This is a genomic window from Candidatus Nomurabacteria bacterium (assembly GCA_020847275.1).
Taxonomy (GTDB): Bacteria; Patescibacteriota; Minisyncoccia; order Phycocordibacterales; family JACOZG01; genus JADLCI01.
In genome coordinates this window covers 23,437-46,954 of sequence record JADLCI010000001.1, presented here as the reverse complement: position 1 = coordinate 46,954, position 23,518 = coordinate 23,437, and the positions used below count along the sequence as shown (strand labels likewise).

Sequence of the window (23,518 nt, the reverse complement as noted above, 5' to 3'; positions counted from 1 at the left end):
AATGAGGGTCTATGCCCGCAGTTTGTTTCTATTTTCAGGTTCACCAACCACGCCGAATCAAGAAGTATCGGGTGTTTGACATTGGGCACGATGAACATTATTTCAATGACTCTAGTGAGGCCGATACGAATAATCGGAAGATTATGCGTAAGGTCGCCGAGAAATGCTATTTACCGACCAATCAAGTAATTGGAGAATTGTTAGAACGACATCCAGAGTTTAAAGTTTCCTTTTCTATTTCTGGGGTGGCCTTAGAGCAAATGGAAGAGTACGCGCCCGATGCTCTTGTGTCGTTTCAGAACCTGGTGAAGACAGGGAGGGTGGAACTTTTGAATGAAACCTATCATCATTCGCTTGCCTATCTTTATTCGCCGACAGAATTCCGCAAGCAAGTACGCCTACATCGGCGGAAGATTATTGATTTGTTTAATTACGAGCCAGAGGTTTTTCGTCACACGGAACTAGTTTATAACAACGATTTAGCGCGAGAAATTTCTGAACTCGGTTTTCGTGGTATTTTGGCCGAAGGCGCTGACCACATTCTTGGTTGGCGTAGCCCCAATTTCGTCTATTCCCCGTCGGGGACTAGCGGTTTGAAGTTGCTATTAAAAAATTACAAACTATCCGACGATATCGCTTTCCGTTTTTCTTCTCGTGATTGGAGTGAGTGGCCACTGTCCGCTCCTAAGTTTGCTTCGTGGGTTTCAGCCTTAAATGGTTCCGGCGAAGTAGTAAATTTGTTTATGGATTATGAAACTTTTGGTGAACACCAATGGGCGGATACGGGTATTTTTGATTTCTTGCGCTCACTTCCGACGGAAATTTTGCAACATAGAGATAATAGTTTTGTTACTGTTTCTGAGGCGCTTCGTCGATTTGAGTCGAAGGGGGAAATTGATGCGCCCCATTTCTATTCTTGGGCCGACACTGAGCGCGATCTTTCTGCGTGGCTTGGGAATCCGATGCAGCAAGATGCGGCACGGAAGGTTTACGCTTTAGAGAAGCCGATTTTGCGCACTAAAAATGAAGCCCTAATCGAAAGTTGGCGTAGATTGCTAACATCCGATCATTTATACTACATGTGTACTAAGTGGTGGAACGATGGAGATGTTCATAAATATTTCTCACCGTATGAATCACCATATGACGCGTTTATTTCCTTTATGAATGTTGTAACCGATTTAGAATTAAGAACCAGAGAAAAAGTAAATGTCTAGAGCGTTAGTTTTGGGGAATGGCCAGATTCTTGTCAACCTAGATACCGCTGGGCAGGTTCGGGATTTTTACTTTCCTCACGTTGGTCTGGAGAATCAACTCGGTGGTCACTATGTTCACCGTGTTGGGGTCTTTGTTGACGGTAGATTATCCTGGACCAGTGATGATACCTGGAAGATAAAGATTGATTATGAGGATGGCACTTTTGCGAGCAATATTTCAGCCGTTAATGAAAGGTTTGAGGTTTCGATTATGTTTAATGATCTGGTTTACAATGAGAAGAATATTTTTGTCAGGAAACTTATCGTTAAGAACATGGCGCAACATGAACGAGATATAAAGATATTTTTTGCACAACAGTTTGAATTATATGAGTCACATGCGGCTCACACGGCCTATTTTGACCCCAATCACCATGCCGTTATTCATTATCGCAATCAGCGCGCTTTCTTGGTCAATGCCAGGTTAGAAGGTAAAGATTTTGATGATTATTCCACCGGCATTTTTGAGACAGAAGGTAAAGAGGGGACGCACACTGATGCCTTTGACGGGATCTTGTCTCAGAATCCGATTGAACATGGACGAGCTGATTCGGTCATTGGTTTGTCGGCGAAGTATCAATCGGGGGAGGAAAAAACCCTTTATTATTGGCTCACTGTGGGGCGCTCAATCACCGAAGTTCTGCGTCTCAACTACTATGTAGTTCAGAACAGCCCTAGTCACTTGGTTGAGACAACGCGTGACTTCTGGCGGGCCTGGGTTAGCAGACAAAACTGGAGTTTCCACGGTTTATCGAAGGATGTGATTTCTCTATTTCAAAAGTCACTTTTCATAATTCGTGCTCACGCCGATTCGGCTGGCGGCATTGTCGCTTCGACGGATTTTCAAATTTTCCAACAGGGGGGGAGAGACACCTACAACTATGTTTGGCCGCGTGACGCTGCTTTCGCTGCGCTGGCACTGGCGCGCGCTGGCGATCTTAATGTTGCCCGGCGGTTTTTCATGTTTTGTAACGACATTCTGGATGGAGGCGAATACTTGATGCATAAGTATAGTCCAGACAAATCTCTCGGTAGTTCTTGGCATCCGTGGATGCGTGATGGGCGGCCAGAGTTGCCAATTCAGGAGGATGAAACGGCCCTTGTGCTTTCTTCTCTTTGGCAGTATTACCAGATTTCTAAGGATATCGAGTTTATCGAAGAAATTTATAATTCATTGATTAAGGCCACCGCGGATTTTATGGTGATTTATCGCGATCTCAAGACGGGATTACCGCGACCATCTTATAATCTTTGGGAGGAGAAGTTTGGTGTGAGTGTCTTTACCGCCAGCGCCGTCTTTGGCGCACTGGAGGCCGCGTCACGCTTTGCAAAATTGCTCGGGAAGGAAGAGGGTTCAGTTCTCTACCAACAAGCCGCCTCTGAGGTTAGGGACGCAATTCTACGGGATTTATATGACGAAAAGACCGGATTCTTTTTTGGTCAGCTGATTGACGCGGCTGGTGGTGCCGCTCGTGACGAAATCATTGATCTCTCAAGTGTTCATGGAATATCATTTTTCGGTATTTTACCGCCGAGTGATCCGCGACTGGTACGGGCTAGTGTGGTTGCCCGCGATACGCTCGCGGTGCATACCTCGGTTGGGGGCTTTGCTCGTTACCAGAATGACGGTTATGGACACACCGGTGCGGCGGTGCCTGGTAATCCCTGGTTTATCACGACACTCTGGTTGGCCCAGTATGAGATTAGACAGGCAAAGAACGAAGAAGATTTGGCTAGCGTGAAAGACACGTTAGACTGGGTTGCCAAACACGCAAGTGAAGCGGGGATTCTGTCTGAACAATTAAACCCGGAAACTGGCGGACCACTCTCGGCAACCCCGCTGGTTTGGAGTCATGCGGAATTTGTGAATACTCTCGTCCTTTACTTAGATAAGCTAGAAGAACTTGGTGTCTGTAAGTCTTGTAATCCAGTTTACTGATGAAATTTAAAATCGAGAAAAAATTAGCGCGAGGTTTAGGTCGCGCAGGGACAATTTCTACTCCGCATGGGGAGATTAACACCCCAGCTTTTATTGTGGTTGGCACTAAGGCCACGGTAAAGTCTTTGACCCCAGAGCAGGTTACTTCCATTGGCGCGGAAGCGGTTTTGGCCAATACTTACCATCTCTTTCTTGAGCCTGGTCCAGACTTAGTTGCTAAATCTGGCGGACTAGGGAGATTTATGAATTGGAGCGGGCCGACCTTTACAGATTCTGGTGGTTTCCAGGTATTCTCACTTGGGGCTGGATTTGATAGCTCGCTCACCAAATTTGTAAATCGTGATGAGGTAGAAAATTACAAGAAAATAGAGAATTCTTCTGCTCGACCGGCAAGAGTAGATGATGATGGAGTAAACTTCCGCTCACCTCTAGATGGTGCGGAACACCGATTTACCCCAGAAAGTTCGATGGAAATCCAATATCAGTTGGGCGCAGACATCATTTTTACTTTCGATGAGTGCACCTCGCCTCTACACGACCATGAATATCATGACAAATCACTAGCACGGACTCACTCTTGGGCAGAACGTAGTTTGCTAAAACATCAGAAATTAGACAAAAGTGGCGAGCAAAGTCTGTGGGGAATTGTACAGGGCGGCCGTTTCCAGGATTTGCGAGAGGAGAGTGCCAGAAAAATCAGCGAACTAGGGTTCGAGGGGTTCGGTATTGGTGGTTCTTATACAAAAGAGGAGGTCAACGAGGTTTTGGTTTGGGTCAATAATATTTTACCCGAAGAGAAACCGAGGCATCTCTTGGGCATTGGTGAGCCCCTAGATTTTTTTGTCGGTGTCGAAAATGGCGCTGATACTTTCGACTGCGTTGCACCCACACGAATGGCGCGCAACGGGACATTACAAACGAGAGTTGGCCGTCTAAATATTCTCAATGCTAGATATCGTGATGATCTTACTCCCGTTGAGGATGGCTGTCTATGTTATACCTGTAAAAAATATTCCAGGGCCTATCTTGCGCATCTCTTCCGTGCTAGAGAAATGCTTGGGGCAACACTCGCCTCTATTCACAACCTTTATTTCTCGGTCAACTTAGTTAAAAAAATTCGTCAGTCAATTCTGGACAACAACTTTGAGGAGTATAAATTAGATTTTTTACGACACTACAAAAACACCTAATTCTCAAAACTTTTACGGCCAAAATTCTTTGATCCAACGAACGAAAGATGATTTAGTTGTCTGAACCAACGTTGTTCCAAGTGGTTCCTCGGAAACAAGTCCAAAGCCGAAGAGACAAAGGCCATAGGCCACGACCCATGAGGCATCTCTAATTTGGGTTTTGAGCTGTGGTGCCTGAAGCGGGTCGAATAAGCGGGCCGGTAAGCGTAGTGAGGTTTTGGCAAGTCGTTCAATGTTTTCTAAATTACCACCATCACCCACAATAATAATGCCGGCCGGGAGAAGACTGTTGCGACCGATCTTTTTCAAATGTGCTTCCACAGACTCGAAAATGTCAGTAAGACGGGCCTCTATTATCTCGTCTAGTTTTTTCTTCAGACCCACCGCCTGATTCTGGTTACCACCAAGCTTTAACTGTTCGGCTTCCTCAAGTGAAACTTTCAGGCCGAGCGCAATGTCATTGGTGACATCATTGGAACCAAAGGGAAAAACCTGGAGAGATAGGGGGATCCCTTCTTCAAAAGTAATAATTGAGGTAGTTTGCGAGCCGATATTCACCAAGGCGACACCTGCCATTTTCTGGGTGGTTGAAAGGGTAGAGAAACTGCCCGCCAGTGGCGCCGCGACGACATCGTCTACGCTAAGCCCCGCTAGACCAACGACACGAATGAGATCATTTAGGTGTTGAGATAGCGAGTGGATAAAAAGTACTTTTACTTCCAGCTTATTGCCGCGAAGACCCACTGGCTGACCGAGCACCTTCTCCCCGTCTAGCTTAAAGCTAAGTGGAATTTGATGGATAACCTGGCGGTTGGGGAAATCTCCAAGAGAAGCACGGGCGGTCTCCAAGGCACGTTTCTGGTCAGCGTCGCTTACTTCTTGATCCGCCCGGGAGATTGTTACCTGGCCACTTGCAACTTTAGCGTCTAGGGTTATGCCACCGATGGAAAGTAAAACGCTCTTTAATTTAATTTTGGTCTGACGTTCTGCTTCTTTCACCGCGTCTTTGAGATTTTCTAGTGTTTCGTCGGGGTTGATGATGTAACCGCGCCTCAAACCGCGTGAATCTTTTTTGACCTGACAGAGTACGCGCGGAGAACTTGATTCGGGCACCACTTCACTGACAACGAGACGAATACTCGCGGTTCCGATATCAAGTCCGGCGACGATGTGACGGGCCATTAGAAGTGAAGAGTTTAATTAATTTCTTTTCCTCACTTTCCATTCTACTACCATGACGCATGCCTTTCAAATGAAGAAGTCCGTGGATAAAAAGCTCTAGCGGAGTGTAACCATCTTTTTTTGCCCTTTTTTTATTAATCAAAATTTCACCCGACTCAGAACTAAGCGGATAGCTTAAAACATTATGAGTTGACTTACGGTCGGTTACGAAAGCGACGCTTAGGTCGTAAGCGTCGCCCAGGACTTCGCATTTAATTTTTTCCCAGTTTCTTAAGCCGTTCATACTCTGTACGGCGCTTTAGACGCTTGAGGGCTGATTTCTTGCGTTTGTAGTGAGATTGTGGTCGCTCGGCGGCCTTCAAGCTTTTCACTCGACGAATAACACCGGAGGTTTGGACGCGCTTCGAAAAACGTCGCATAACGCTTGAGTTAGACTCGTTTCCCTCGCGTGTTACCTCAATTACCGTAACCATGGGTACTTAAACCTAACACGACTTAATGTGTTCTGCAAGGTCGGCAATTTTAACTGTTTCTTGGGAGCGATTTTGCATATTTCTAACAATGACGGTACCTTCCATTGCCTCCTTTTGCCCCAGGATGATGGTGAGGGGAACGGCGAGGCGTTCAGCTATGGCCAATTGGGCGCCCAAGGAATCTTTAGAGAGTGATTGCGCGACCGGAATCTTTGCCTTTCTTAAGGTCTCAATTACCGCAAAACTTTTTAACTTGGCGTCAAAAGAAAGTTGAATAAAAAAGATTTTTGGCTTCTTGATTATCCGTGGGTTAAGCGGCTTGTAGTTGGGGGAGACCGATAAACGATCTACGCCGATTGCTACGCCCACGGCCGGCACATCTTTCTTGTTCCCAATCGCGCGCGCGAGATAATCATAGCGACCACCAGCGGCTAGCGTGAGAATAGGGGAGTTGTCGGGATTGTCGGGCGGCGCTGCTTCTGTTATTTCAAAAACAGTCCGCGAGTAATAGTCTAATCCGCGTACTAGGTTATTGTTTATCTCGTAAGCAAGGCCCATCATTTCTAGGTATTCCAAAACTTCTTGAAAATGTTTTTGGCAGTCGTGGCAAAGAAAACTGATGGAAGATGGTGCGCCAGACTTGATTGGTTGACATTCTGGGTTTTTACAATCGAGTAGACGAAGTGGGTTAGTTTTGAATCGTTCTCGGCAGTCGGTACAAACATCGCGTAGGTGTTTTTTGTAGTAATTAATTAGTTCTCGGCGGTAATTTTGACGGCAATCTTTGTCGCCGAGGCTGTTGAGTTCTAGGCGTAAATTTTCGAAGCCCGCCTCGTTTAATATGAGCATCGTCACCTTAATAATCATCGCATCGGCCACCGCCTTGCTTGTCCCGATTGCTTCCATGTCGAATTGACGGAATTCACGATAACGTCCGCGTTGAGGTTTGTCGTGACGGAAAACGGGGCCATAAGAATAGAGAAGGATTGGTTGTGGTTCAGATTGTAGACCGAGCTCAAAATAGGCTCGCATGATTGGTGCGGTTAATTCTGGTCGAAGGGCAAGTTGGTCACCACCTTTCGTGCGCAGGGTGTATATTTCTTTTTCAACAATGTCGGTGGCTTCTCCCACCGCCCGAGTGAAGAGGTTGGTCTGCTCCATAATTGGGGTTTCAATTGGGCGGAAGCCATAGTAGGTAGCAATTTCTGCCGCTTTCTCAGCAAAACCCTGCAGGTGATAAGATTCTGAGTCGAAGAAGTCGCGCATCCCTTTTGGTATTTGAATCGAAGCTTCACCCAAGTTCTTTTTCTTAGGAGCTTTTACTGATTTGGTGGTTTTGGTCTTTTTCATTTTCCTTTTTAGAAATTCTGTTGACCGGGGAGGAGGGAAATTTTCGTCAACGGGAATAGACGTAGAAAAGCTCTTCCGGTCATAAAGTGTTTTTCTACTGTTCCCCAGGCGCGTGAATCGAGACTTACCGATCGGTTGTCGCCCATTACAAAATATTCATTATCAAAAAGTTTTGTCGGTGGTAATTCCGAATCAAATGGCTTTTTAATATAATCTTCATTCAGCTTGACGCCGTTAATCGTTACTTCGTTTCCATGAATGGCGATTGTTTCTCCCGGTAGACCGATTATCCTTTTAATGAAATGAGTCTGTGGCGCTTTCGGATATTGGAAGACAACAACTTCACCACGCACTGGCTCGCGAAGATGGTAAGATAGTTCGTCCACAATCAGATATTCATTGTTGTGGAAGGTTGGATCCATGGAGGCTCCACTGACAATGAATGGTTGGGCCACATAGGCACGAATCGGTATGACAATAACAAGGGTGATGAAGATAAACTTCACTGTTTCCCAGATTCCAGACCGAATTTTCTGCCACATATCGCGCTATTTTACTCTCTTTTTAATGTCCTTGCAACTGTGTTAATATTCAATGATGCCCCACTTAATTGTTGGTCTGGGTAATCCAGGAGAGGAGTATAAAAACACGCGACATAATGCCGGTCGAATCGTGCTAGAAAGAGTTCGACAGATATTAGAATTGGCTGATTGGAAGACGGATAAAAAATGGAAGGCTCTTAAATCTGGCGATAAAAGTTTACTCTTTCTGTTGCCAGAAACAATGATGAATAATTCTGGAAAAAGTTTGGTGGGTTTGATAAAAAACAAAAAATCGGCGGCAAAACTGATTGTTGTTCATGACGATCTAGATTTGCCGACGGGCATTCTTAGAATTAGTTGGAATCGTGGTTCTGGGGGTCATCGTGGTTTAGATTCTATTATTAAACAAATCAAGACAAGGGAGTTTGTCAGAATTCGATTGGGAATTGGTAAAAAACAACCAATTCTTAAGCACATTCTTGGTAACTTCAAACCAGCGGAGCTCAAAACAGTCCAAGGTTTAGGCAAAAAGGTTGCGGCGGCAATTGAATTGATTGTTGAAGAGGGGAAGGAAAAAGCAATGACACTTTTCAACTAAAACTAACCGTTTTTTCGTTGATGTTGACATCTGTGCGTTGACTTTGTCATAATTGTGGTAGCTTCTGAAATGATACTGGATCTAGTTCTTTTGAGGAGAGAAAATGAAGATGCCTACCTGTAAGCAGATGTGTGCTATCAGCCTAGTTTGTTGGTTCCTGAGTGTTTTTGCGATACTAAGGAATGTTAATGGGGGTTCCTGGACCCTCTGGTACGCGATCTTATTTGTTCTGGATCTCTTGGTAGTGGCCATTTCCCTGTTGGCCTGTCCTGTTTCTAAACACATGGATGGCGAATCTTCGGGACCACTTTTCCTTCCCCCGTGTTGAATTAGTCGCAGTGGTCGGCCATTAAACCCCCCAAGTTTTACTTGGGGGGTTTCTCTCTGACCAACTTTTTTCTCCCCAGTTTCTCTTACTTTTCCTTGTGTCCGAACGAGAGTGTCATCTTGTGGTTTTTGGGTTCGAAAACGTTGATGGTGAAAGGATAGGTCTTGCCAAGCTCCAGCTTCTTTTTTAGGTCATCTTCATTCGCAAATTCGGAGATATGAACCAGGCCAGCTACACCTTCCTCGATGGAAACAAGCGCGCCGTGTTTATTGTGTTTGATTACGACCCCGGTTACCCGCTCCTCTTTGTTGTATTTTTTCTCTGCCGCTTGCCAGGGATTTGGTTTCAGCGCTTTGATGGAAAGTGAAATTTTATCATCTTTTATCTCAATGATTTTTGCCTTCAGCTTATCGCCAACCTTGAAGTGGTCACGAGGATTTTCTACTAGCGACCAATCTAATTCTGAAATGTGTACCAAACCTTCGAAGCCTTCCTCAATCTTCACGAAGATACCGAAGTCTACTACGCCGGTTACTTCACCGGAAACCACATCGCCGAGGCTATATTTCGAGACAATGTCGCGACGGCTCTTACTAGAAACAGCTTTTTCTGAAAAAATGAGCTTGCCCTCTTTCGGGTCTGCTCCGATCAGATAGACTGGGAGCTTCTCTCCGACGAGCTTTTTCAGTTCTTCCATTATTTTGTTTTTATCTCCGTCAACCACTTTCGGGTAATGTTCTGGTTTTAGTTGGGAGGCGGGGATGAAACCATCCAATCCTTGCCAAGCTAGGGTTAAACCACCTTTGTTGGCATTCTTAACGAGCACCTCAAAGAGCGTATTTTCTTCAATCGCCCGTTTGGCCTCGGCCCAGATCAATGCTTGCTTGGCTTCTTTCAGCGACAGCTCCATGTAGCCGTCCTCACCTTCTGACGTCACAACCTTGGCGCTGATCGTGTCCCCGATACTGATTTCTTTCAGCAGATCCCTAGCATTTAAGTATTCCCGTCCGAAGATTAGCCCTGTTCCAAAGGGTGGAATATCCACATAGACGGCCATTTTTGCCTTACCGATAACCGTTCCGGTCACAATAGACTGCTCGCGAGGCTTCTCGATGGTGTCGCGCAAGATCTCATCCATCACTGTTAGGATGACTGCTTCCTTTTTCTCTTCCTTTAACATATCCACAGCATTATATAGATTTACTTTTATTTATCAAGTCCTAGCTGTATAATGGTTAGCAGAAAAAGATTATTAACCAATTAGCTAATTTTCTATGTTTAAATATTTTGCAGTAGTCATGGCCGCTATAACACTTGTTCTCTCGAGTATTATGGTCGCAGATGCTCTGGTGCCTAAGAGTTTGTCCGGTATCGCGAAGGATGTTATTGATGAAATTAACACTCCTAACGGTGCCACTGTCGGCACTCCCGCGACAACGCCTTCGCTTAGTTTGACCACTGGTGGTTCGGGCGCAAATGCTCAGGTTGTTCGAGGAGATGTTCGTGTTGATGGCACGCTCCATGCCGTGAGCCGTCTCTGTGTGGGTGAAGATGCTGGTAACTGTAAGACTAATCTTCGCGGTGAGTGGTGTGGTTTCTCCGGTGCTTTATCTGGCGTGATGGATTGTCAGGGTGTAAGTTTGCCAAATTGTCCAGCTGGTTATACTTACATGACCATCGGTTTGGCCCATTCCTTCGGCTTCTTTGGCACTTGCATCCACATTTAAGTTTAGCTGATTTACTCGACTAAAAAACTGGCTTTCAAGCCAGTTTTTTGCTATAATTAAATGCCATGGTTATTAGTCATTTCGGCTTAGGGATGGTGAAGGTTCAGCTCGGTGATCGGGTGATTGTTTTCAATCCCATTGGTAAAGGAGCTGACATTGAACCTACAAAATTTGGTGCGGATTTAGCACTTGTCTCATTGCGTGACTCGGCTTATAACGGTGTAGAGCAAGTTTCGCGTGGTGACCGGGTGCCGTTTGTCATCGATAGTCCGGGTGAATATGAGATTGCCGGTGACTTTGTTCAAGGTTTTTCCACTTCTGGTCCAAGTGAGAAGATTAATGTAGCCTATCTCCTTGTTCTCGATGGTGTCCGTCTCGCACATCTTGGGGCGCTTGCGAAGCCCGAACTTCCAGATTCGGTTGTGGAAACACTCGGCAAGATTGATGTTATTTTTCTTCCCATTAGTGATGACCTGCTGGGTCCAAAAGGAGCCAACAAGCTTGCCACCCTGCTTGAACCACGGGTGGTTGTTCCGGTTAACTTTGACGCAAAAGGTTTAGCGGCCTTCCTTAAGGATATGGGTGAAACGGTCGAGCCGATTGATAGTTGGACGATGAAGAGGAAAGATTTGGTGGATAAGGAAGGCGAAGTCGTTGTCATTAAGTCTTTCTGAAAATGACAAATTGGTGGCAGAAACTAGAAGGGTTGAGGCGTGAGCCAGAGGCAAAACGGAAGAGGATTCTATGGTGGAGTACCAGTCTGCTCACAATCCTCATCATCCTACTCTGGTTGCTTGCCTGGCGCCTGTCTGCTCGGCCGGTATTCTCACCGGTGTTGGAACCGGCGAGCGAGACAAATTGGCTGGCAGATGCTAAATTGAAAATAATAACGGGATGGAAAACTCTGATACTAACAAAATAGTCGGCGTGGACATTGTCCGCGAGATGAAAGATTCGTACATTGATTACGCGATGAGTGTAATTGTCGCGCGCGCGCTTCCCGATGTGCGTGATGGACTGAAACCAGTTCACCGACGGATTCTCCATTCGATGAACGAGCTGGGTCTAGGTGCAGCGGCGAAATTTCGCAAGTCGGCTTTGGTTGTCGGCGATGTGCTCGGCAAATACCATCCTCACGGCGATACCGCTTGTTACGATGCGCTGGTTCGTTTAGCTCAAGATTTTTCAATGCTCCATCCTCTGGCCGTTGGTCAGGGTAACTTCGGCTCCATTGATGGCGACCCACCGGCGGCGATGCGTTATACCGAGATCAAAATGGCACCGCTTACAGCAGAAATACTGCGTGACATCGATAAGGACACCGTTACCTTTGCGCCTAATTACGATGGCACAAGAACTGAGCCGACAGTAATGCCCTCAGTCATTCCTAATTTATTAATCAACGGTACCGTCGGGATTGCTGTTGGTATGGCAACCAAAATTTTGCCACACAATTTGGTTGAGGTTATGTCGGCGCTCACCCATTTGGTAGATGACCCCGAGGCGACCACTGACGACTTGTTAAAATTTGTGAAGGGTCCGGATTTTCCAACGGGCGGACTTATTTTCAACGAAAAAGATATTGCTCATGCGAGCGCCACTGGTCGTGGCGGTGTTCTGGTGCGCGGTGAGACAGAGATCGTCGAGCACAAATCAGGCTCTTTTCAGATTGTAATCACCTCTATTCCTTATCAGGTCAACAAGGCGGATCTTATTGTAAAGATTGCTGATCTGGTGCGGGAGAAGAAGCTTGAGGGGATTAGAGATATGCGCGATGAATCCACTACTCTTGATAATATGCGCATCGTAATCGATTTGAAGAACGGTGCTTTCCCACAGAAAATTGTAAATGCTTTATATAAAAACACGGAGTTAGAAACAGTTTTTCACTACAATCAGTTGGCGTTAGTAGATGGTGTCCCGCGCTTGCTCTCGCTTCGTGATGTGGCAGAAGAGTTTATCAAACATCGGCGGGAGATTATAACTCGTCGGACGAAGTTTGATCTCATTCGTGCTGAAGAGCGCGAACACATCCTGCTCGGCCTGAAGAAAGCCATTGATATCATTGACGAGATTATTGCAACAATCAAGAAGTCGACTGACGCTGATGTGGCAAAGACGAACTTGATAAGTAAGTTTAAGTTCTCTGACAGGCAGGCTGTGGCTATCTTGGAGATGAAGTTGCAGCGATTGGCTGGTTTAGAAATTAAGAAAATTTTGGAAGAATTGAAGGAGAAGCAAGCGTTGATCAAAGAACTGAAGGCCCTTCTTGCTAGTGACGAGAAGATTCGTGGGGTGATTAAACAAGAGTTTACTGAGATTATCCAGAAATATGGTAAACCTCGCAAAACTAAAGTAATTAAACATGCGGCGGGGGAGATTAACACCGAGGATCTTGTGCCAGAGAAAGAAAATGTTTTGGTGGTTACGGCCGGCGGCTATATTAAAAGAACCGATCCTTCCGAATACCGGGCCCAGCGACGTGGTGGAGTGGGAGTTGTAGATCTGAATGTGAAGGAGGAGGATTTTGTGACAATTTTACTTTCTGCCAATACCCATAGCGACATGCTTTTCTTTACCAATCGTGGCAAGGCCTATCAATTGAAAATGTATGATTTACCAGAAGGTAAAAGGGCGACTCGTGGTAAGTCGGTGATGAATTTCTTGCCACTCGCTGATGACGAGAAGATTACTTCCGTTCTGTCTATTCCCAAGGGACAGAAGGGGAAGAAGGCGGGTTTAATAATGCTGACCAAGAATGGCGTGGCAAAAAAGGTTTCCGGTGAGAGTTTCTCGGATGTGCGACGCAGTGGTATTATGGCCATCAAGCTAAGTCCAGGAGACGCATTGCTCTCCGTCCTGTTGGTGGAAACTGGTGATGAGGTGATCGTGGCTTCCTCCGCTGGGCAGTCGATTCGTTTTACTGAGAAAGATATTCGCGAGATGGGCCGGGCGGCTGGCGGTGTGAGGGGGATTAAACTGAAAAAGAATGATGAGGTTGTTGGCGCAAGTGTGATTAAGTCTTCACATCGCGATAGCACCTTTCTCGTGATGACCGAAAATGGTTATGGCAAAAAAACAAAACTATCTGAATATAAAACTCAAAGGCGTGGAGGTTCTGGTATCAAAACAGCCCAGTTAACAGCGAAAACAGGTAAACTTGTGGCGGGAAAAGTAATCTATCCAGAAGAAAGCGAAATTGTGGCAATGAGTAAACAAGGGCAAGTAATTCGTACAGCGCTCGGGGAGATCTCGACACTTGGCCGTCAAACACAAGGAGTGCGCATTATGAAACTTCGAGAGAAGGATCATTTAGCTTCGCTGGCGTTTTTGTAGGGTTTTCGTGATTAGTCTGTGTTATAATTTCTCCATGTTCTCCGATCCAATTGAGAATGTGAAGAGACTTGGTTTAGTAGAGGGTAATCGGGCCGTGGACTTTGGGTCTGGGTCTGGGGCTTATAGTTTGGCAATGGCTCGTCAGGTTGGTGTTACGGGGTTGGTTTATGCTGTGGAAGTTCAGCAGGTTTTGCTTGAACGGTTAGCTAGGGAGGTCAAGACTCAGCGAATCAACAACCTCAAGATTGTTCATGGCGATGTCGATAAGATTGGCGGTACGGGTCTTCGCGACGGCGTTGCCGATCTTGTTCTACTGGCCAACATCCTCTTTCAGTCTGATGCAAAATATACGATGATATTAGAGGCGAAACGGGTCTTGAGAGCTGGGGGTCGTCTAGCTGTGGTAGAGTGGTCAGGCTCCTTTGGGAATCTCGGTCCCGCGGAGGATAGAGTAGTTCACCCAGAAGAGGTTAAGGAGATTGGCGCACAAGCAGAAATGACTTTTCTAAACGATTTTCCGGCCGGGGAGCATCATTATGGTCTAATGTTCCAGAAAAATTCTAGACAACCATGAACGGCTTTCAGATGACAATTGTCGGAGCTTTTATCGTCGCGCTCATTGTTGGCGTGCTTGTCTTTGCTGGTGTTTTGCCGGGTTTTCGTGCGCCGGAAGGAGGAACAGGGGGGTTAGTTGTGTGGTGGGGGACAATTCCTGAAGATAGTTTGGGGGAGATGTTGAATCAGATTAGTCGTGAACATGACGGTGATTTCACCCTACAATATGTTGAGAAAAATCCCGAAACTATTGAGAACGATTTGGTGGAGGCTCTAGCCCTCGGTCGCGGACCAGACTTGGTTACCCTTGCCTCGGATCAACTTTTACGACAGGAAGCAAAACTTCAGCCGATTCCCTATGCCTCAATTTCTCGACAATCTTTTAAAGACACTTTTGTATTGGGGACTAGTTTGAAAGATTGGGAACTCATGTTTGGATCAAACGGCGTGATCGGTCTACCGATTTATGTTGACCCACTGGTTCTCTATTATAATCAAGATTTGCTGACTAACGCTAAGCTGCCACTGGTCCCTCGTTTATGGAAGGATTTAGCACCGGCGATTAAATTACTCACACAAGCTGATGGTCGGGGAAATATTAATCAGGCAGCGATGGCGATAGGTTCTTTTAGTAATATTACACATGCCAAGGAATTGCTCTCGCTACTTTTCATCCAAGCCGGCAATCCAATCGTCGCCCGTAGCAATGGTTTCCCGACCGTAACGCTAAAAGATTCGCTTGGTTTCAATAAGGCGCCGGCCGGCGAAGCGGTTGCCTTTTTTCTTCGTTTTACTGATCCGACTAATACCCTTTATGCTTGGAATAGCTCCCAGCCGGAAGCACTCGAGGCATTTCTTCGCGGTCGCCTTGCTCTCTACTTTGGTTTCGGAAGCGAGCTTTCACGCCTGGCGGTACAGAATCCGCAACTCAATTTTTATCTAACACTGCCGCCGCAGCGTGACGTGGGCGCAAAGCAAGTTACGCTCGGGCGGTTTTATTTTCTCGGTATTCCCCTTGGCGCTAAGAATCCGACGACGGCCTATCTTGTTTCCACCATACTCGCCGGCAGTAAGTTTGGCGCGATGATTGCGGGTGCGGTTGGCTTACCACCAGCGCGCAATGATTTGCTTACCAAAGCACCGTCGGATCCCAATCTGGCCGTGCTCTATCAGGCCGCAATTCTTGCTCGTGACTGGCTAGATCCAGATCCAAGCAAGACGCAGGCAATTTTTCGTCGTCTAGCAGAGTCAATTGCACTTGGCCAGGTCGATGCCGATCGGGCAATTAGTAATGCCGATATAGAATTAGAAAATTTGTTACCACGCCGAGATGAGAACATCAGCAATTAAAGTCCTTGTCGTTTCCCTTTGTCTAGTTGGCTTCTTGGGAGTGGCGACTCTTGCATACGCTCAAGCGCCGCTGGTTCCCACTTGTGCTGGTGACGATTGTGGTGCGGCAGATTTCTTCATTCTTCTCGACAAGATTATTAAGTATTTCGTTTTTACATTGGCTGTGCCGGTGGCCACCATCGCAATTGTTTACGCTGGTATTATTATGGCCAGTAATCCAGGTAAAGAAGGGAAACGGACTGAAGGTAAGGAGATTATTGAAGCGGCGGTCATTGGGCTCGTTTTAGTCATTGGGGCCTGGTTGATTGTTACCACAATCGTGAAATCTTTAATTAAGCCTGAATTTCGTAGTAGTATCGAACGAGTGGTGCCACTTGGTAATTAAAATGTTAGGATTAAACTAATGTCTACTTGGAAATTACTCGTTGCTCACGCACAGCAGCAAACAGGGAATACTGGATCCGGCGGTCTAATAAGCAACCCGATTAACGTTAACAGTTTGAGTGATTTGGTGAATAAGATCCTGGAGATTATTATCCAGGTGGGGATGCCAATTTTGGTCCTAGCCGTGGTTTACGTCGGCTTCCTGTTTGTCTCTGCTCGTGGCAGTGAGGATGGTCTGAAGAAGGCCAAGAACGCTCTTCTAACGGTTGTGATTGGCGCAGCAATTGTGCTTGGGGCGTTCGTGATTTCCAGTGTTATTGAGAATACGATTACTAGTTTAGAGGTCGGACGATAAAATAATTTATGAAAGATTTCGCTTATTTGGTGAATACATTGATTACGAAGGTCCTTAATCCGCTTTCCTACTTGTTCTTGGCGGTTGCGGTTGCGTACTTTTTGATGGGCGTGCTAAAATATGTTAGGCAATCGGGTAGTGATGACGACCGAGAAGAGGGGAGGAAGATGATGATCTATGGAATTGTCGCTCTCTTCGTGATGGTCTCGGTCTGGGGTTTGGTCAATGTGCTTGGTGGGACGTTTAATCTCGACAATAATTCTCTCCCCGTGCCGTCGCTTTCCGACAGATAGTATTAATAGTTTAATAAAAATAAATGAACAAGTTTTTCAAGCAAGTTTCTGTTTCTGGTCTAACCCTTGCTCTTCCGGTGTTTGCTCTGGCTCAGAGTGTGACTAGTCTTGAAGGTGGTTTTGCTACGATTATTCGCTTAATCAATAACTACATCATCCCGCTGATAATTGGTCTGGGGGTCGTGTATTTCCTTTGGGGTGTTCTTCAGTATGTTACCGCTGGTGGTGACGATGAGAAAAAGGCGGCTGGCCGTTCCACAATGATCTACGGTGTTATCGCTCTCTTCGTGATGGTCTCGGTCTGGGGTTTGGTCAATGTGCTTGGTGGGACGTTTAACTTCGGCGGGGCCAATCGTCCAACCCAGATTCCTACAGTTCCTCCACCTCAGGGCTTCTAAATGAATTGGTTGGTTAAGACTGCTTCTGCGGCTACCAATTTGCCGATTCTGGATCGGATTAATAAAGCAATTGTCGATCCGCTAATCTTGTTGCTGGCCGCCGCCTCTCTCGGGATGTTCCTCTATGGGGTTTACGAGATGGTGATGGGGGCGGCGAATGAAGAAGAACGGAAGAAGGGTCAACAGCATGTTCTCTACGGGGTGATCGGTCTCTTCATCATTTTCTCGGTTAAAGGTATTCTCAGTCTAATTTATATTACGGTTACGAGATAAATATTCTGGAAAAAATAAAACCCCCCGTCATCGTTGCATCGCGCAACAATGACTGGGGGGTTTTGGTCTCTAGCGCCTCGGTTGCCAGACGACCTTAACCTTGATTGACCCTTCCTTGGCTTTGAACTGGAAACTTCCCCTTGGGATATCTGGCCAATTAACCAGAACCATTGGTCCAATCTCATGGATTTCCCCGTTGGGAAACTTGATCCAGCCGTCTCCGTCCTCGTGGATCTGGAAGTCACAATCACCGGGGATCGGTTTCGTTGGTCTGGACCACGCATCGCTTGTTGCGATCAGTTCGTCCCAGCCAAGGGTGCCAACACGGCCTCGGTTCGTTTGTTGTGGCCGTGCCCACCGACCGGTGATTGATTGATCGCTGGTGTATAGCCAGTAACCACCAAGAACAAGCAGAATGAGTAAGACAAAACTTCCCGCTGTTTTCCCGACCCACTTCCAGTTGATCGGTGTCGATTTTCTGTCCTCCCCATTTTTGTCTTTATCCTGTTTGTCATGGTTACCTCTGGTTATTTTCCACATTCTGTAGATCGCCAGAAGTCCGATTGCCACTAGAAGCCCAATTAGAGATATGGTGACAAGTTTCTCTGCCAGGTTTAAGGGGTTGTTAGTTTCTATGGCCGGTGGTGACGGGACAACAGCTTTTCTTGTGCCATTTGAGAAAAGAAAAAAACTACCCATCATTATCGCCACGACAGACGAAAGTAAAAGAATCTTTCTCGTCATTTGTTTTCCTCCTTGGCTTTTTGCCAGAGTTCTTTGCGAGCCTTCCATAATTTGTGTAGAAAACGCAGTGTGGTTTTGATTTCTCGCCGGAAACACCAGAGGATTCCCAATACTCCATAGAGTATTGAGACAACACTCACAATGGACACAATCCCAACACTTTCAAACATGGCGACCTTACTCCTTCTGTATCTAGACAACACGTTTTGTCAGGGAACAATCAACTGTTTCTATTATATCACAAGCAACTTTTTTGTCAAGCGAAATAAAAAGGCCGTTTGGGTTGCTAACCCCAAACGGCCTTGTTCTGTAACGAAATTCAGTCTTCCCTTGTGTCATCTGCTGTTGGTCCATCAACCGGAATGGTGTTGATTGGTGGTGTCCCACCAGCAAGAGACAGGACTCTGACATTGGTTTCTTGCAGAGCTGTTGCTTGTGCCAGGCTCGCGGCCAGGGTGTGGTTACCACCTGCGGCGTTAAGTTTGGCGGCGATGACCCTTGCTTCGGCGTCACCAACTTTTCCGATTCGGGCCGCTTCACCGTCTGCTTTGGCTCTTACGCCATCGGCCACTCGATTCTCAATCTCCTCACTCTGGTAAGCTTTTTCAGCGTCCGGGTCGACGAATTTCCAACCCTGGAAATCAACAGAGATGATGTCTACACCGCAAAGTCTTCTGGTGCCGTCTGCTGATTCTGGCAACCCCTCTGTGGGTGGATGCCCGTTCATTTCCATAATTCGTGTTCGCAGGTCATCTGCGGCACCTTCTTCTCTCGCGGCCAAGGAACGAAGTTTTTCAACATCAAACTCCTCCCCTTCGTTTCCCTTTTCACCAGCCCAACCACGAGTAGCCTCTTCGACTTTGGCTATAACGAGTCCGAGCCAATTACCAGTTGGTTGGATCCGAAATAGGGTTGTTTCTGGTCTAACTATTTCGAGTGTGACTACAAGTGTGATTTCAACCTCAATGTTTCCTTTTAGTCTGATGCCCCTGACCTGTACGCCATACGGATACCGGAAGAAAAGGGAACTGACAATCTCTCGATTCCGCGGAATCAGCGCAAAGTGGGCTGAGTCTTCCGGCTTATCCCACTTTACCCATGAGAAAGGATAACGTAGGACACTTTTGAATGGCGGTAGGCCAATCCAGTAAATTCCAAAGGGTCTCCATGGTTTTTTCTTACTGCTGGGTGTAATTTCTCTGAGCTCGCGATCGTAATCATAACCACCGATATTTACCAGTAGTTTGTGTAACGAATCACCAGCTAAGACCGCCTTGATTTGACCCTCTGGGACGAACCCAATGATGAAATCGTTCCTTGCCATCAGATTAACCAGAAGTATCAGGAAAACCGTGATGAGAGGAATTCCGAACCACCAAAGGAATGGAGTGGTTGTTGACCAGATATTTGCCCAGTTTACCTCAAACATGTCATTCTCCTTCTGTATATGGGGTTTGAAAGCCCGTTTTCAAGGATCAAACTTGATGAAAGGGGTCACACGACCTCTATAATCATCCGACCCTTATTATACACCCATAGAACTATTCTTGTCAAGTAGTGCCGAGGAGAGGACTTGAACCTCCATGGGGTTGCCCCCGCCAGCTCCTAAGGCTGGTGCGTCTGCCAATTTCGCCACCTCGGCTTGTAAAAACTGTGCCCTGTGAGGGATTCGAACCCCCGACCGTTCGCTTAAGAGGCGACTGCTCTACCAACTGAGCTAACAGGGCCTGAATTTCAATGAAACAAGGTGCCCGGGGTGGGACTCGAACCCACACGCCCTTTCGAGCAACAGATTTTAAGTCTGTTACGGCTACCAATTACGTCACCCGGGCTGGAGGCCTAGGGCGGAATCGAACCGCCGCGTAAGAGTTTTGCAGACTCTTGCCTTACCACTTGGCGACTAGGCCAGCTCTGGATTACTGTAACAGTTTATCAATCTTTTGGCGATGTTTCTCGCCCGCGTCCAACGCGAAGCTGATTTGAGGTAAGTACCCAGCGCGTAAATGTTTGTGGACGAAAAGGATGAACTCGCTCAACTGCCGGCGGACAAAGGCGAGGGCCGCCCGTTCTTCGGTTTCGGGGAGAACCGAGATTAGAATTTGTAAGCGCTGGCTATTGTTGGAGAGAATGCAGTCGGTAACCGTTATCAGTGATCGTGGTCCAGCGTGAAGACCGAGAAACTCTGCGGCTAGCCGCTGGAGTTCTGCTACCAGTCGATCTTCTCGTCGTGACATCTTAATGCTCGGTAATTTCTAAAATTTCTAGCGTGTCCCCCGAAGCCAGTGGTAACTTCGTTTCGATTAGGGAACCAAACTGATGATCTTGGGCTACTTCTTTGGTCGGTAATTTCTGCTGTTGTAATTCTAAAATTTTACCACGAGCGACTTCATTATCGCGGCGGATTACTTTGACAGTTTTTCCTAACACCATTCTACCGCTCGTGACCACACCACCGATGACTTGGCGGTCTTTGTCGCTACCGAAAACCTTGAGCAGTTTGGCTCGACCAATAACGGTAATCTCTTCGCGTTTAGGTTGTTTTGATTTGATTTTTTCCTCAAGCCATTCCGACAACTTATAAATGATATCAAATGTGGCTACTTCTACTTTCAGTTTTTCTACCAAATCAGTCGTATTTTTTTCCAAGCTAGTTTTGAAACCGAGAACAATTGCACCTCTCGTAGCCCCCGCCAGCTTAATATCGTTATCGCCAATTCTACCGACCCCAGTACTAACTATTTTGATTCTTGTCTGCTCATTACTCAGTTTGTTGATTTCCTTCTCCAGCGCCTCTAGGCTACCGGCCACGTCAGCTTTCAATATGAGGGAAATTTCGATTGCGTTTTCTGGCGTTGCGCTCGTTGGTTTGGTGGCCTCTGGTTTAATCTTTTCTCGGTTGGCCCGTTCTTCGGTTGCGAATTGTTCCGCCGCCCTTTTGTCTGAGAATGCTTGAAAGGTGGCACCAACTGGTGGTAATTCGGTAAGACTAACTACTTGGGCGGGGGATGATGGAGGTAAGGTTTTTACCATGACACCGGCAAAATTGTTAAGTCTCTTTACCTTACTTACGACGCCAGCGATAACTAGTAAATCCCCAGTGTTAAGAGTCCCGTTTTTGATAATTAGAGTAGCAGAAACACCAACTCGTTGGTCGAGGTTGGCTTCCAGCACAAAACCAGTGGCCGGGGCGGTGGGATCAGCCGAGAGATCCTGAATTTCGGCGAGGAGCGATAGTAGTTCTAGAAGTTCTGGAACATTGGCACCCGTTTTTGCCGAAAGTTCCATCACAGGAATGGTGCCGCCATAACCTTCAAGTAAGACATTTTTTTCTGCCAACTGTTGCTTAATTAATTCTGGGTTGGAGTTTGGGCGGTCAATTTTGTTGATGGCGACGATGAAGGGAAGTTTGGCGTCAAGGATATCGTCTAGTGCTTCCAGTGTTTGTGTCTTCACGCCCTCTTCTGCGGAAACGACAAGGATCGCCAAGTCAGCAATGTTTACACCACGCTCGCGCATTCCGGTGAAGGCCGCGTGTCCCGGAGTGTCTAAGAAAGTGATTTTTTCAGTTTGGTAGGCGCTGATTGCTTGGGTGATTCCACCCGTTTCTCCGTCGACGACATTTGTCTTGCGGATGTAGTCAAGAAGAGTTGATTTACCGTGGTCAATGTGGCCCATCACCACAACGATTGGTGGTCTTGTTTGGTTAGACATAATTTTGAGTTAAAGCGCGATGGCGCGGCGCTCCTCGTCGGAGAGCTCGAATTCTGAAGCGCGGTTCTTGATTGGCTTAGCGAAGACACTTGTCTTCTCTCGCGAATAGAGAGTAGAGATTACAACGCCATCACCGTGTTCGTCCAAGAAGCTCGTGGCGAAACTGTAATTTCCACCCTGAACAGCAAAGGGATTGAAACGAACCGTCTTTACTTGTTGGACGCTTTTCTGTAGGCGCTCTTCCATCTTGATTAGGTGTTCTTTTATTTCCTGATTGACCTTATCCGTTTGTTTGACACTGTCTGCAAGGGAGTGGAATGAATCTTCTAGACTGTTACCATTTTTGCCGAGCGTAAAGCGGCGTAGACGCCACTCTAGGTAAACAGACCAAGCAAGCAGGAGGACGCAGGCTCCAACCAGTAGATAGAAAGGGTCAAAAAAGCTAAGGTCTGGCATCGTGGGAGAAATTATACTAGAATCGCGATAATGAAGCAAATTTTTCTAGACGCAGCGGCTGGACCACGGAATCCATCTAGCTTACATGCCAGCGGGGTGGTGGCCAAAATAAAACTGGAAAAAGCCAGAGACAAGGTGGCGCGTGTCCTGTTTTCTCAACCAGACGAGATTATTTTCACTTCGGGCGGGACAGAGGGCAATAATTTAGCAATTTTTGGCCTTCGTCCCAGGCATCTTATTGTCACCGAGTTAGAACATGCTTCGGTTCTGGAACCTGCTGCGACCCTTAACGCCACTTTTTTGAAGGATATTTCTAGTTTAAAAGAGTCTTTGCGCCGTGAAACAGATCTAGTCTCAATTATCTATGCCCACAATGAAACTGGCGTGATCCTGCCAATTAGAGAGGTGGCGAAGTCTGTTAGAAAGTTTCGCCAGAAAAATAAAACACACCAGCCATATTTGCATATCGACGCCTGCCAAGCACCACGATATCTAGATCTGAATGTTCAGAAATTAGGCGTAGATTTAATGACCCTAAACGGCAGTAAGCTGGGTGTGCCGGGAGTTGGCTGCCTCTTTGTGCGGCGTGGCGTTAGTCTAAGCCCAGTTTTTCTTGGTGGTGGACAAGAGAAAGGTTTAAGATCGGGGACAGAAAATGTGGAAGGGATTACCAGGTTTGCAAGAGCGTTAGAACTGGCAAGCAAAAATAGGAATCGGGAAAGCAAAAGAGTGGCCAAGTTGCGGGATTATTTCATCTCTGAACTACTAAAATTGCCCGGTGTAAAATTGAACGGTCCGGAAGGAGAGTGGAGACTGGCAAACAATGTGAATGTCAGTTTTGACGGCCTGCTTGGTGAACAAATTGCGCTGGAGTTGGATGCGAAGGGGGTGGCTGTTTCTACTGGTTCTGCTTGTTCTATTTCTGCACGAAATAATTCCCATGTTATAATAAATTCAGTACGATTCTCATTGGCAACAGAGACAAGAAAGAAGGATTTAGATTATGTTTTGAAAGTCCTGCCAAGAATTTTAGAAAAATTAGAAAGAGTGAGGGTTTTAAATAAAATAATTTTGTAAA

Annotated in this window: 27 protein-coding genes and 4 tRNA genes; 16 read left to right on the top strand and 15 right to left on the bottom strand. The window is 46.4% G+C overall.

What is annotated here, in order from left to right; all coding sequences use genetic code 11:
• Nucleotides 1-11 precede the first annotated feature (11 nt).
• The 3 genes from IT398_00295 to tgt are packed head-to-tail and all read left to right on the top strand — an operon-like array spanning nt 12 to nt 4,385.
• A complete protein-coding gene (locus IT398_00295; protein ID MCC6290507.1) occupies nt 12-1,217 on the top strand; it encodes an alpha-amylase in 1,206 nt (401 codons plus the stop codon).
• Complete coding sequence (locus tag IT398_00290; protein ID MCC6290506.1) at nt 1,210-3,195, top strand: glycoside hydrolase family 15 protein; 1,986 nt, start codon at nt 1,210-1,212, stop codon at nt 3,193-3,195. Before IT398_00295 ends, IT398_00290 begins: the two co-directional genes overlap by 8 nt.
• The gene (gene tgt, locus IT398_00285) at nt 3,195-4,385 is read left to right on the top strand and encodes a tRNA guanosine(34) transglycosylase Tgt (GenBank protein ID MCC6290505.1); all 1,191 of its coding nucleotides are present in this window, start codon (nt 3,195-3,197) and stop codon (nt 4,383-4,385) included. Before IT398_00290 ends, tgt begins: the two co-directional genes overlap by 1 nt.
• Nucleotides 4,386-4,397: 12 nt before the next feature.
• On the opposite strand, the gene ftsA is transcribed toward tgt, so the two are convergent.
• From ftsA to lepB, 5 genes are read right to left on the bottom strand one after another with little or no spacing between them, the layout of a single operon-like run.
• Complete coding sequence (gene ftsA, locus IT398_00280; GenBank protein MCC6290504.1) at nt 4,398-5,567, bottom strand: cell division protein FtsA; 1,170 nt, start codon at nt 5,565-5,567, stop codon at nt 4,398-4,400.
• On the bottom strand, nt 5,539-5,850 hold the full coding sequence (locus IT398_00275) for a hypothetical protein (GenBank protein ID MCC6290503.1): 312 nt from the start codon (nt 5,848-5,850) through the stop codon (nt 5,539-5,541). Before IT398_00275 ends, ftsA begins: the two co-directional genes overlap by 29 nt.
• The gene (locus IT398_00270; protein MCC6290502.1) at nt 5,819-6,040 is read right to left on the bottom strand and encodes a hypothetical protein; all 222 of its coding nucleotides are present in this window, start codon (nt 6,038-6,040) and stop codon (nt 5,819-5,821) included. Before IT398_00270 ends, IT398_00275 begins: the two co-directional genes overlap by 32 nt.
• A gap of 12 nt (nt 6,041-6,052) precedes the next feature.
• Nucleotides 6,053-7,390 (bottom strand): histidine--tRNA ligase, encoded by a 1,338-nt coding sequence (locus IT398_00265; GenBank protein MCC6290501.1) that lies wholly within the window; start codon nt 7,388-7,390, stop codon nt 6,053-6,055.
• 8 nt (nt 7,391-7,398) lie between these two features.
• Nucleotides 7,399-7,932: a signal peptidase I gene (gene lepB / locus IT398_00260; protein MCC6290500.1), complete on the bottom strand. Its 534-nt coding sequence runs from the start codon at nt 7,930-7,932 to the stop codon at nt 7,399-7,401.
• Between the two features lie 52 nt (nt 7,933-7,984).
• Here lepB and IT398_00255 point away from each other — a divergent pair, with 52 nt between their 5' ends.
• Nucleotides 7,985-8,530 (top strand): aminoacyl-tRNA hydrolase, encoded by a 546-nt coding sequence (locus IT398_00255; GenBank protein MCC6290499.1) that lies wholly within the window; start codon nt 7,985-7,987, stop codon nt 8,528-8,530.
• A gap of 413 nt (nt 8,531-8,943) precedes the next feature.
• On the opposite strand, the gene IT398_00250 is transcribed toward IT398_00255, so the two are convergent.
• Nucleotides 8,944-10,038, bottom strand: coding sequence for a S1 RNA-binding domain-containing protein (locus IT398_00250; protein ID MCC6290498.1), 1,095 nt, complete (start codon nt 10,036-10,038; stop codon nt 8,944-8,946).
• Nucleotides 10,039-10,156: 118 nt separating this feature from the next.
• On the opposite strand from IT398_00250, the gene IT398_00245 reads away from it, so the two are divergent.
• The 11 genes from IT398_00245 to IT398_00195 all read left to right on the top strand — a co-directional run bounded on the left by IT398_00245 (nt 10,157) and on the right by IT398_00195 (nt 17,529).
• Nucleotides 10,157-10,585: a hypothetical protein gene (locus tag IT398_00245; protein MCC6290497.1), complete on the top strand. Its 429-nt coding sequence runs from the start codon at nt 10,157-10,159 to the stop codon at nt 10,583-10,585.
• 65 nt (nt 10,586-10,650) lie between these two features.
• Nucleotides 10,651-11,259, top strand: a complete 609-nt coding sequence (locus IT398_00240; GenBank protein ID MCC6290496.1) for an MBL fold metallo-hydrolase — start codon at nt 10,651-10,653, stop codon at nt 11,257-11,259.
• 2 nt (nt 11,260-11,261) lie between these two features.
• Complete coding sequence (locus IT398_00235) at nt 11,262-11,507, top strand: hypothetical protein (GenBank protein ID MCC6290495.1); 246 nt, start codon at nt 11,262-11,264, stop codon at nt 11,505-11,507.
• Nucleotides 11,480-13,921: a DNA gyrase subunit A gene (gene gyrA, locus IT398_00230; GenBank protein ID MCC6290494.1), complete on the top strand. Its 2,442-nt coding sequence runs from the start codon at nt 11,480-11,482 to the stop codon at nt 13,919-13,921. Before IT398_00235 ends, gyrA begins: the two co-directional genes overlap by 28 nt.
• A 34-nt stretch (nt 13,922-13,955) precedes the next feature.
• Nucleotides 13,956-14,495: a methyltransferase domain-containing protein gene (locus IT398_00225; protein MCC6290493.1), complete on the top strand. Its 540-nt coding sequence runs from the start codon at nt 13,956-13,958 to the stop codon at nt 14,493-14,495.
• Nucleotides 14,492-15,826: an extracellular solute-binding protein gene (locus tag IT398_00220; protein ID MCC6290492.1), complete on the top strand. Its 1,335-nt coding sequence runs from the start codon at nt 14,492-14,494 to the stop codon at nt 15,824-15,826. Before IT398_00225 ends, IT398_00220 begins: the two co-directional genes overlap by 4 nt.
• Nucleotides 15,807-16,211, top strand: a complete 405-nt coding sequence (locus IT398_00215) for a hypothetical protein (GenBank protein ID MCC6290491.1) — start codon at nt 15,807-15,809, stop codon at nt 16,209-16,211. The genes IT398_00220 and IT398_00215 overlap by 20 nt, the downstream gene beginning before the upstream one ends.
• Nucleotides 16,212-16,229: 18 nt before the next feature.
• Entirely contained in the window at nt 16,230-16,565 is a 336-nt protein-coding gene (locus IT398_00210) for a hypothetical protein (GenBank protein ID MCC6290490.1), read from the top strand.
• Nucleotides 16,566-16,573: 8 nt separating this feature from the next.
• Entirely contained in the window at nt 16,574-16,858 is a 285-nt protein-coding gene (locus IT398_00205; GenBank protein ID MCC6290489.1) for a hypothetical protein, read from the top strand.
• A gap of 23 nt (nt 16,859-16,881) precedes the next feature.
• On the top strand, nt 16,882-17,256 hold the full coding sequence (locus IT398_00200) for a hypothetical protein (GenBank protein ID MCC6290488.1): 375 nt from the start codon (nt 16,882-16,884) through the stop codon (nt 17,254-17,256).
• Nucleotides 17,257-17,529, top strand: a complete 273-nt coding sequence (locus tag IT398_00195; GenBank protein ID MCC6290487.1) for a hypothetical protein — start codon at nt 17,257-17,259, stop codon at nt 17,527-17,529.
• A 69-nt stretch (nt 17,530-17,598) separates the two neighbouring features.
• On the opposite strand, the gene IT398_00190 is transcribed toward IT398_00195, so the two are convergent.
• The 9 genes from IT398_00190 to IT398_00150 all read right to left on the bottom strand — a co-directional run bounded on the left by IT398_00190 (nt 17,599) and on the right by IT398_00150 (nt 22,440).
• Nucleotides 17,599-18,321 (bottom strand): hypothetical protein, encoded by a 723-nt coding sequence (locus tag IT398_00190; GenBank protein MCC6290486.1) that lies wholly within the window; start codon nt 18,319-18,321, stop codon nt 17,599-17,601.
• Between the two features lie 271 nt (nt 18,322-18,592).
• Entirely contained in the window at nt 18,593-19,702 is a 1,110-nt protein-coding gene (locus tag IT398_00185; GenBank protein ID MCC6290485.1) for a hypothetical protein, read from the bottom strand.
• A gap of 129 nt (nt 19,703-19,831) precedes the next feature.
• Nucleotides 19,832-19,915 (bottom strand) — tRNA-Leu (locus IT398_00180).
• 12 nt (nt 19,916-19,927) lie between these two features.
• Nucleotides 19,928-20,000: transfer RNA gene (locus IT398_00175), tRNA-Lys, on the bottom strand.
• Between the two features lie 21 nt (nt 20,001-20,021).
• Nucleotides 20,022-20,105, bottom strand: a tRNA-Leu gene (locus IT398_00170).
• Nucleotides 20,106-20,180 (bottom strand) — tRNA-Cys (locus tag IT398_00165).
• Nucleotides 20,181-20,189: 9 nt separating this feature from the next.
• The gene (locus tag IT398_00160) at nt 20,190-20,507 is read right to left on the bottom strand and encodes a ribosome-binding factor A (GenBank protein ID MCC6290484.1); all 318 of its coding nucleotides are present in this window, start codon (nt 20,505-20,507) and stop codon (nt 20,190-20,192) included.
• Nucleotide 20,508: 1 nt separating this feature from the next.
• Entirely contained in the window at nt 20,509-21,984 is a 1,476-nt protein-coding gene (infB, locus tag IT398_00155; protein ID MCC6290483.1) for a translation initiation factor IF-2, read from the bottom strand.
• 9 nt (nt 21,985-21,993) lie between these two features.
• A complete protein-coding gene (locus IT398_00150; protein MCC6290482.1) occupies nt 21,994-22,440 on the bottom strand; it encodes a DUF4446 family protein in 447 nt (148 codons plus the stop codon).
• Nucleotides 22,441-22,470: 30 nt separating this feature from the next.
• Here IT398_00150 and IT398_00145 point away from each other — a divergent pair, with 30 nt between their 5' ends.
• Nucleotides 22,471-23,517 (top strand): cysteine desulfurase, encoded by a 1,047-nt coding sequence (locus IT398_00145; GenBank protein MCC6290481.1) that lies wholly within the window; start codon nt 22,471-22,473, stop codon nt 23,515-23,517.
• Nucleotide 23,518: the final 1 nt, after the last annotated feature.

What these genes read in the sequence shown, in the direction of transcription:
- IT398_00295 (MCC6290507.1), top strand. Translation starts at nt 12, where the DNA reads ATGCCCGCAGTTTGTTTCTATTTTCAGGTTCACCAACCACGCCGAATC.
- IT398_00290 (MCC6290506.1), top strand. Translation starts at nt 1,210, where the DNA reads ATGTCTAGAGCGTTAGTTTTGGGGAATGGCCAGATTCTTGTCAACCTA.
- tgt (MCC6290505.1), top strand. Translation starts at nt 3,195, where the DNA reads ATGAAATTTAAAATCGAGAAAAAATTAGCGCGAGGTTTAGGTCGCGCA.
- ftsA (MCC6290504.1), bottom strand. Translation starts at nt 5,567, where the DNA reads ATGGCCCGTCACATCGTCGCCGGACTTGATATCGGAACCGCGAGTATT.
- IT398_00275 (MCC6290503.1), bottom strand. Translation starts at nt 5,850, where the DNA reads ATGAACGGCTTAAGAAACTGGGAAAAAATTAAATGCGAAGTCCTGGGC.
- IT398_00270 (MCC6290502.1), bottom strand. Translation starts at nt 6,040, where the DNA reads ATGGTTACGGTAATTGAGGTAACACGCGAGGGAAACGAGTCTAACTCA.
- IT398_00265 (MCC6290501.1), bottom strand. Translation starts at nt 7,390, where the DNA reads ATGAAAAAGACCAAAACCACCAAATCAGTAAAAGCTCCTAAGAAAAAG.
- lepB (MCC6290500.1), bottom strand. Translation starts at nt 7,932, where the DNA reads ATGTGGCAGAAAATTCGGTCTGGAATCTGGGAAACAGTGAAGTTTATC.
- IT398_00255 (MCC6290499.1), top strand. Translation starts at nt 7,985, where the DNA reads ATGATGCCCCACTTAATTGTTGGTCTGGGTAATCCAGGAGAGGAGTAT.
- IT398_00250 (MCC6290498.1), bottom strand. Translation starts at nt 10,038, where the DNA reads ATGTTAAAGGAAGAGAAAAAGGAAGCAGTCATCCTAACAGTGATGGAT.
- IT398_00245 (MCC6290497.1), top strand. Translation starts at nt 10,157, where the DNA reads ATGGCCGCTATAACACTTGTTCTCTCGAGTATTATGGTCGCAGATGCT.
- IT398_00240 (MCC6290496.1), top strand. Translation starts at nt 10,651, where the DNA reads ATGGTTATTAGTCATTTCGGCTTAGGGATGGTGAAGGTTCAGCTCGGT.
- IT398_00235 (MCC6290495.1), top strand. Translation starts at nt 11,262, where the DNA reads ATGACAAATTGGTGGCAGAAACTAGAAGGGTTGAGGCGTGAGCCAGAG.
- gyrA (MCC6290494.1), top strand. Translation starts at nt 11,480, where the DNA reads ATGGAAAACTCTGATACTAACAAAATAGTCGGCGTGGACATTGTCCGC.
- IT398_00225 (MCC6290493.1), top strand. Translation starts at nt 13,956, where the DNA reads ATGTTCTCCGATCCAATTGAGAATGTGAAGAGACTTGGTTTAGTAGAG.
- IT398_00220 (MCC6290492.1), top strand. Translation starts at nt 14,492, where the DNA reads ATGAACGGCTTTCAGATGACAATTGTCGGAGCTTTTATCGTCGCGCTC.
- IT398_00215 (MCC6290491.1), top strand. Translation starts at nt 15,807, where the DNA reads ATGAGAACATCAGCAATTAAAGTCCTTGTCGTTTCCCTTTGTCTAGTT.
- IT398_00210 (MCC6290490.1), top strand. Translation starts at nt 16,230, where the DNA reads ATGTCTACTTGGAAATTACTCGTTGCTCACGCACAGCAGCAAACAGGG.
- IT398_00205 (MCC6290489.1), top strand. Translation starts at nt 16,574, where the DNA reads ATGAAAGATTTCGCTTATTTGGTGAATACATTGATTACGAAGGTCCTT.
- IT398_00200 (MCC6290488.1), top strand. Translation starts at nt 16,882, where the DNA reads ATGAACAAGTTTTTCAAGCAAGTTTCTGTTTCTGGTCTAACCCTTGCT.
- IT398_00195 (MCC6290487.1), top strand. Translation starts at nt 17,257, where the DNA reads ATGAATTGGTTGGTTAAGACTGCTTCTGCGGCTACCAATTTGCCGATT.
- IT398_00190 (MCC6290486.1), bottom strand. Translation starts at nt 18,321, where the DNA reads ATGGAAGGCTCGCAAAGAACTCTGGCAAAAAGCCAAGGAGGAAAACAA.
- IT398_00185 (MCC6290485.1), bottom strand. Translation starts at nt 19,702, where the DNA reads ATGTTTGAGGTAAACTGGGCAAATATCTGGTCAACAACCACTCCATTC.
- IT398_00160 (MCC6290484.1), bottom strand. Translation starts at nt 20,507, where the DNA reads ATGTCACGACGAGAAGATCGACTGGTAGCAGAACTCCAGCGGCTAGCC.
- infB (MCC6290483.1), bottom strand. Translation starts at nt 21,984, where the DNA reads ATGTCTAACCAAACAAGACCACCAATCGTTGTGGTGATGGGCCACATT.
- IT398_00150 (MCC6290482.1), bottom strand. Translation starts at nt 22,440, where the DNA reads ATGCCAGACCTTAGCTTTTTTGACCCTTTCTATCTACTGGTTGGAGCC.
- IT398_00145 (MCC6290481.1), top strand. Translation starts at nt 22,471, where the DNA reads ATGAAGCAAATTTTTCTAGACGCAGCGGCTGGACCACGGAATCCATCT.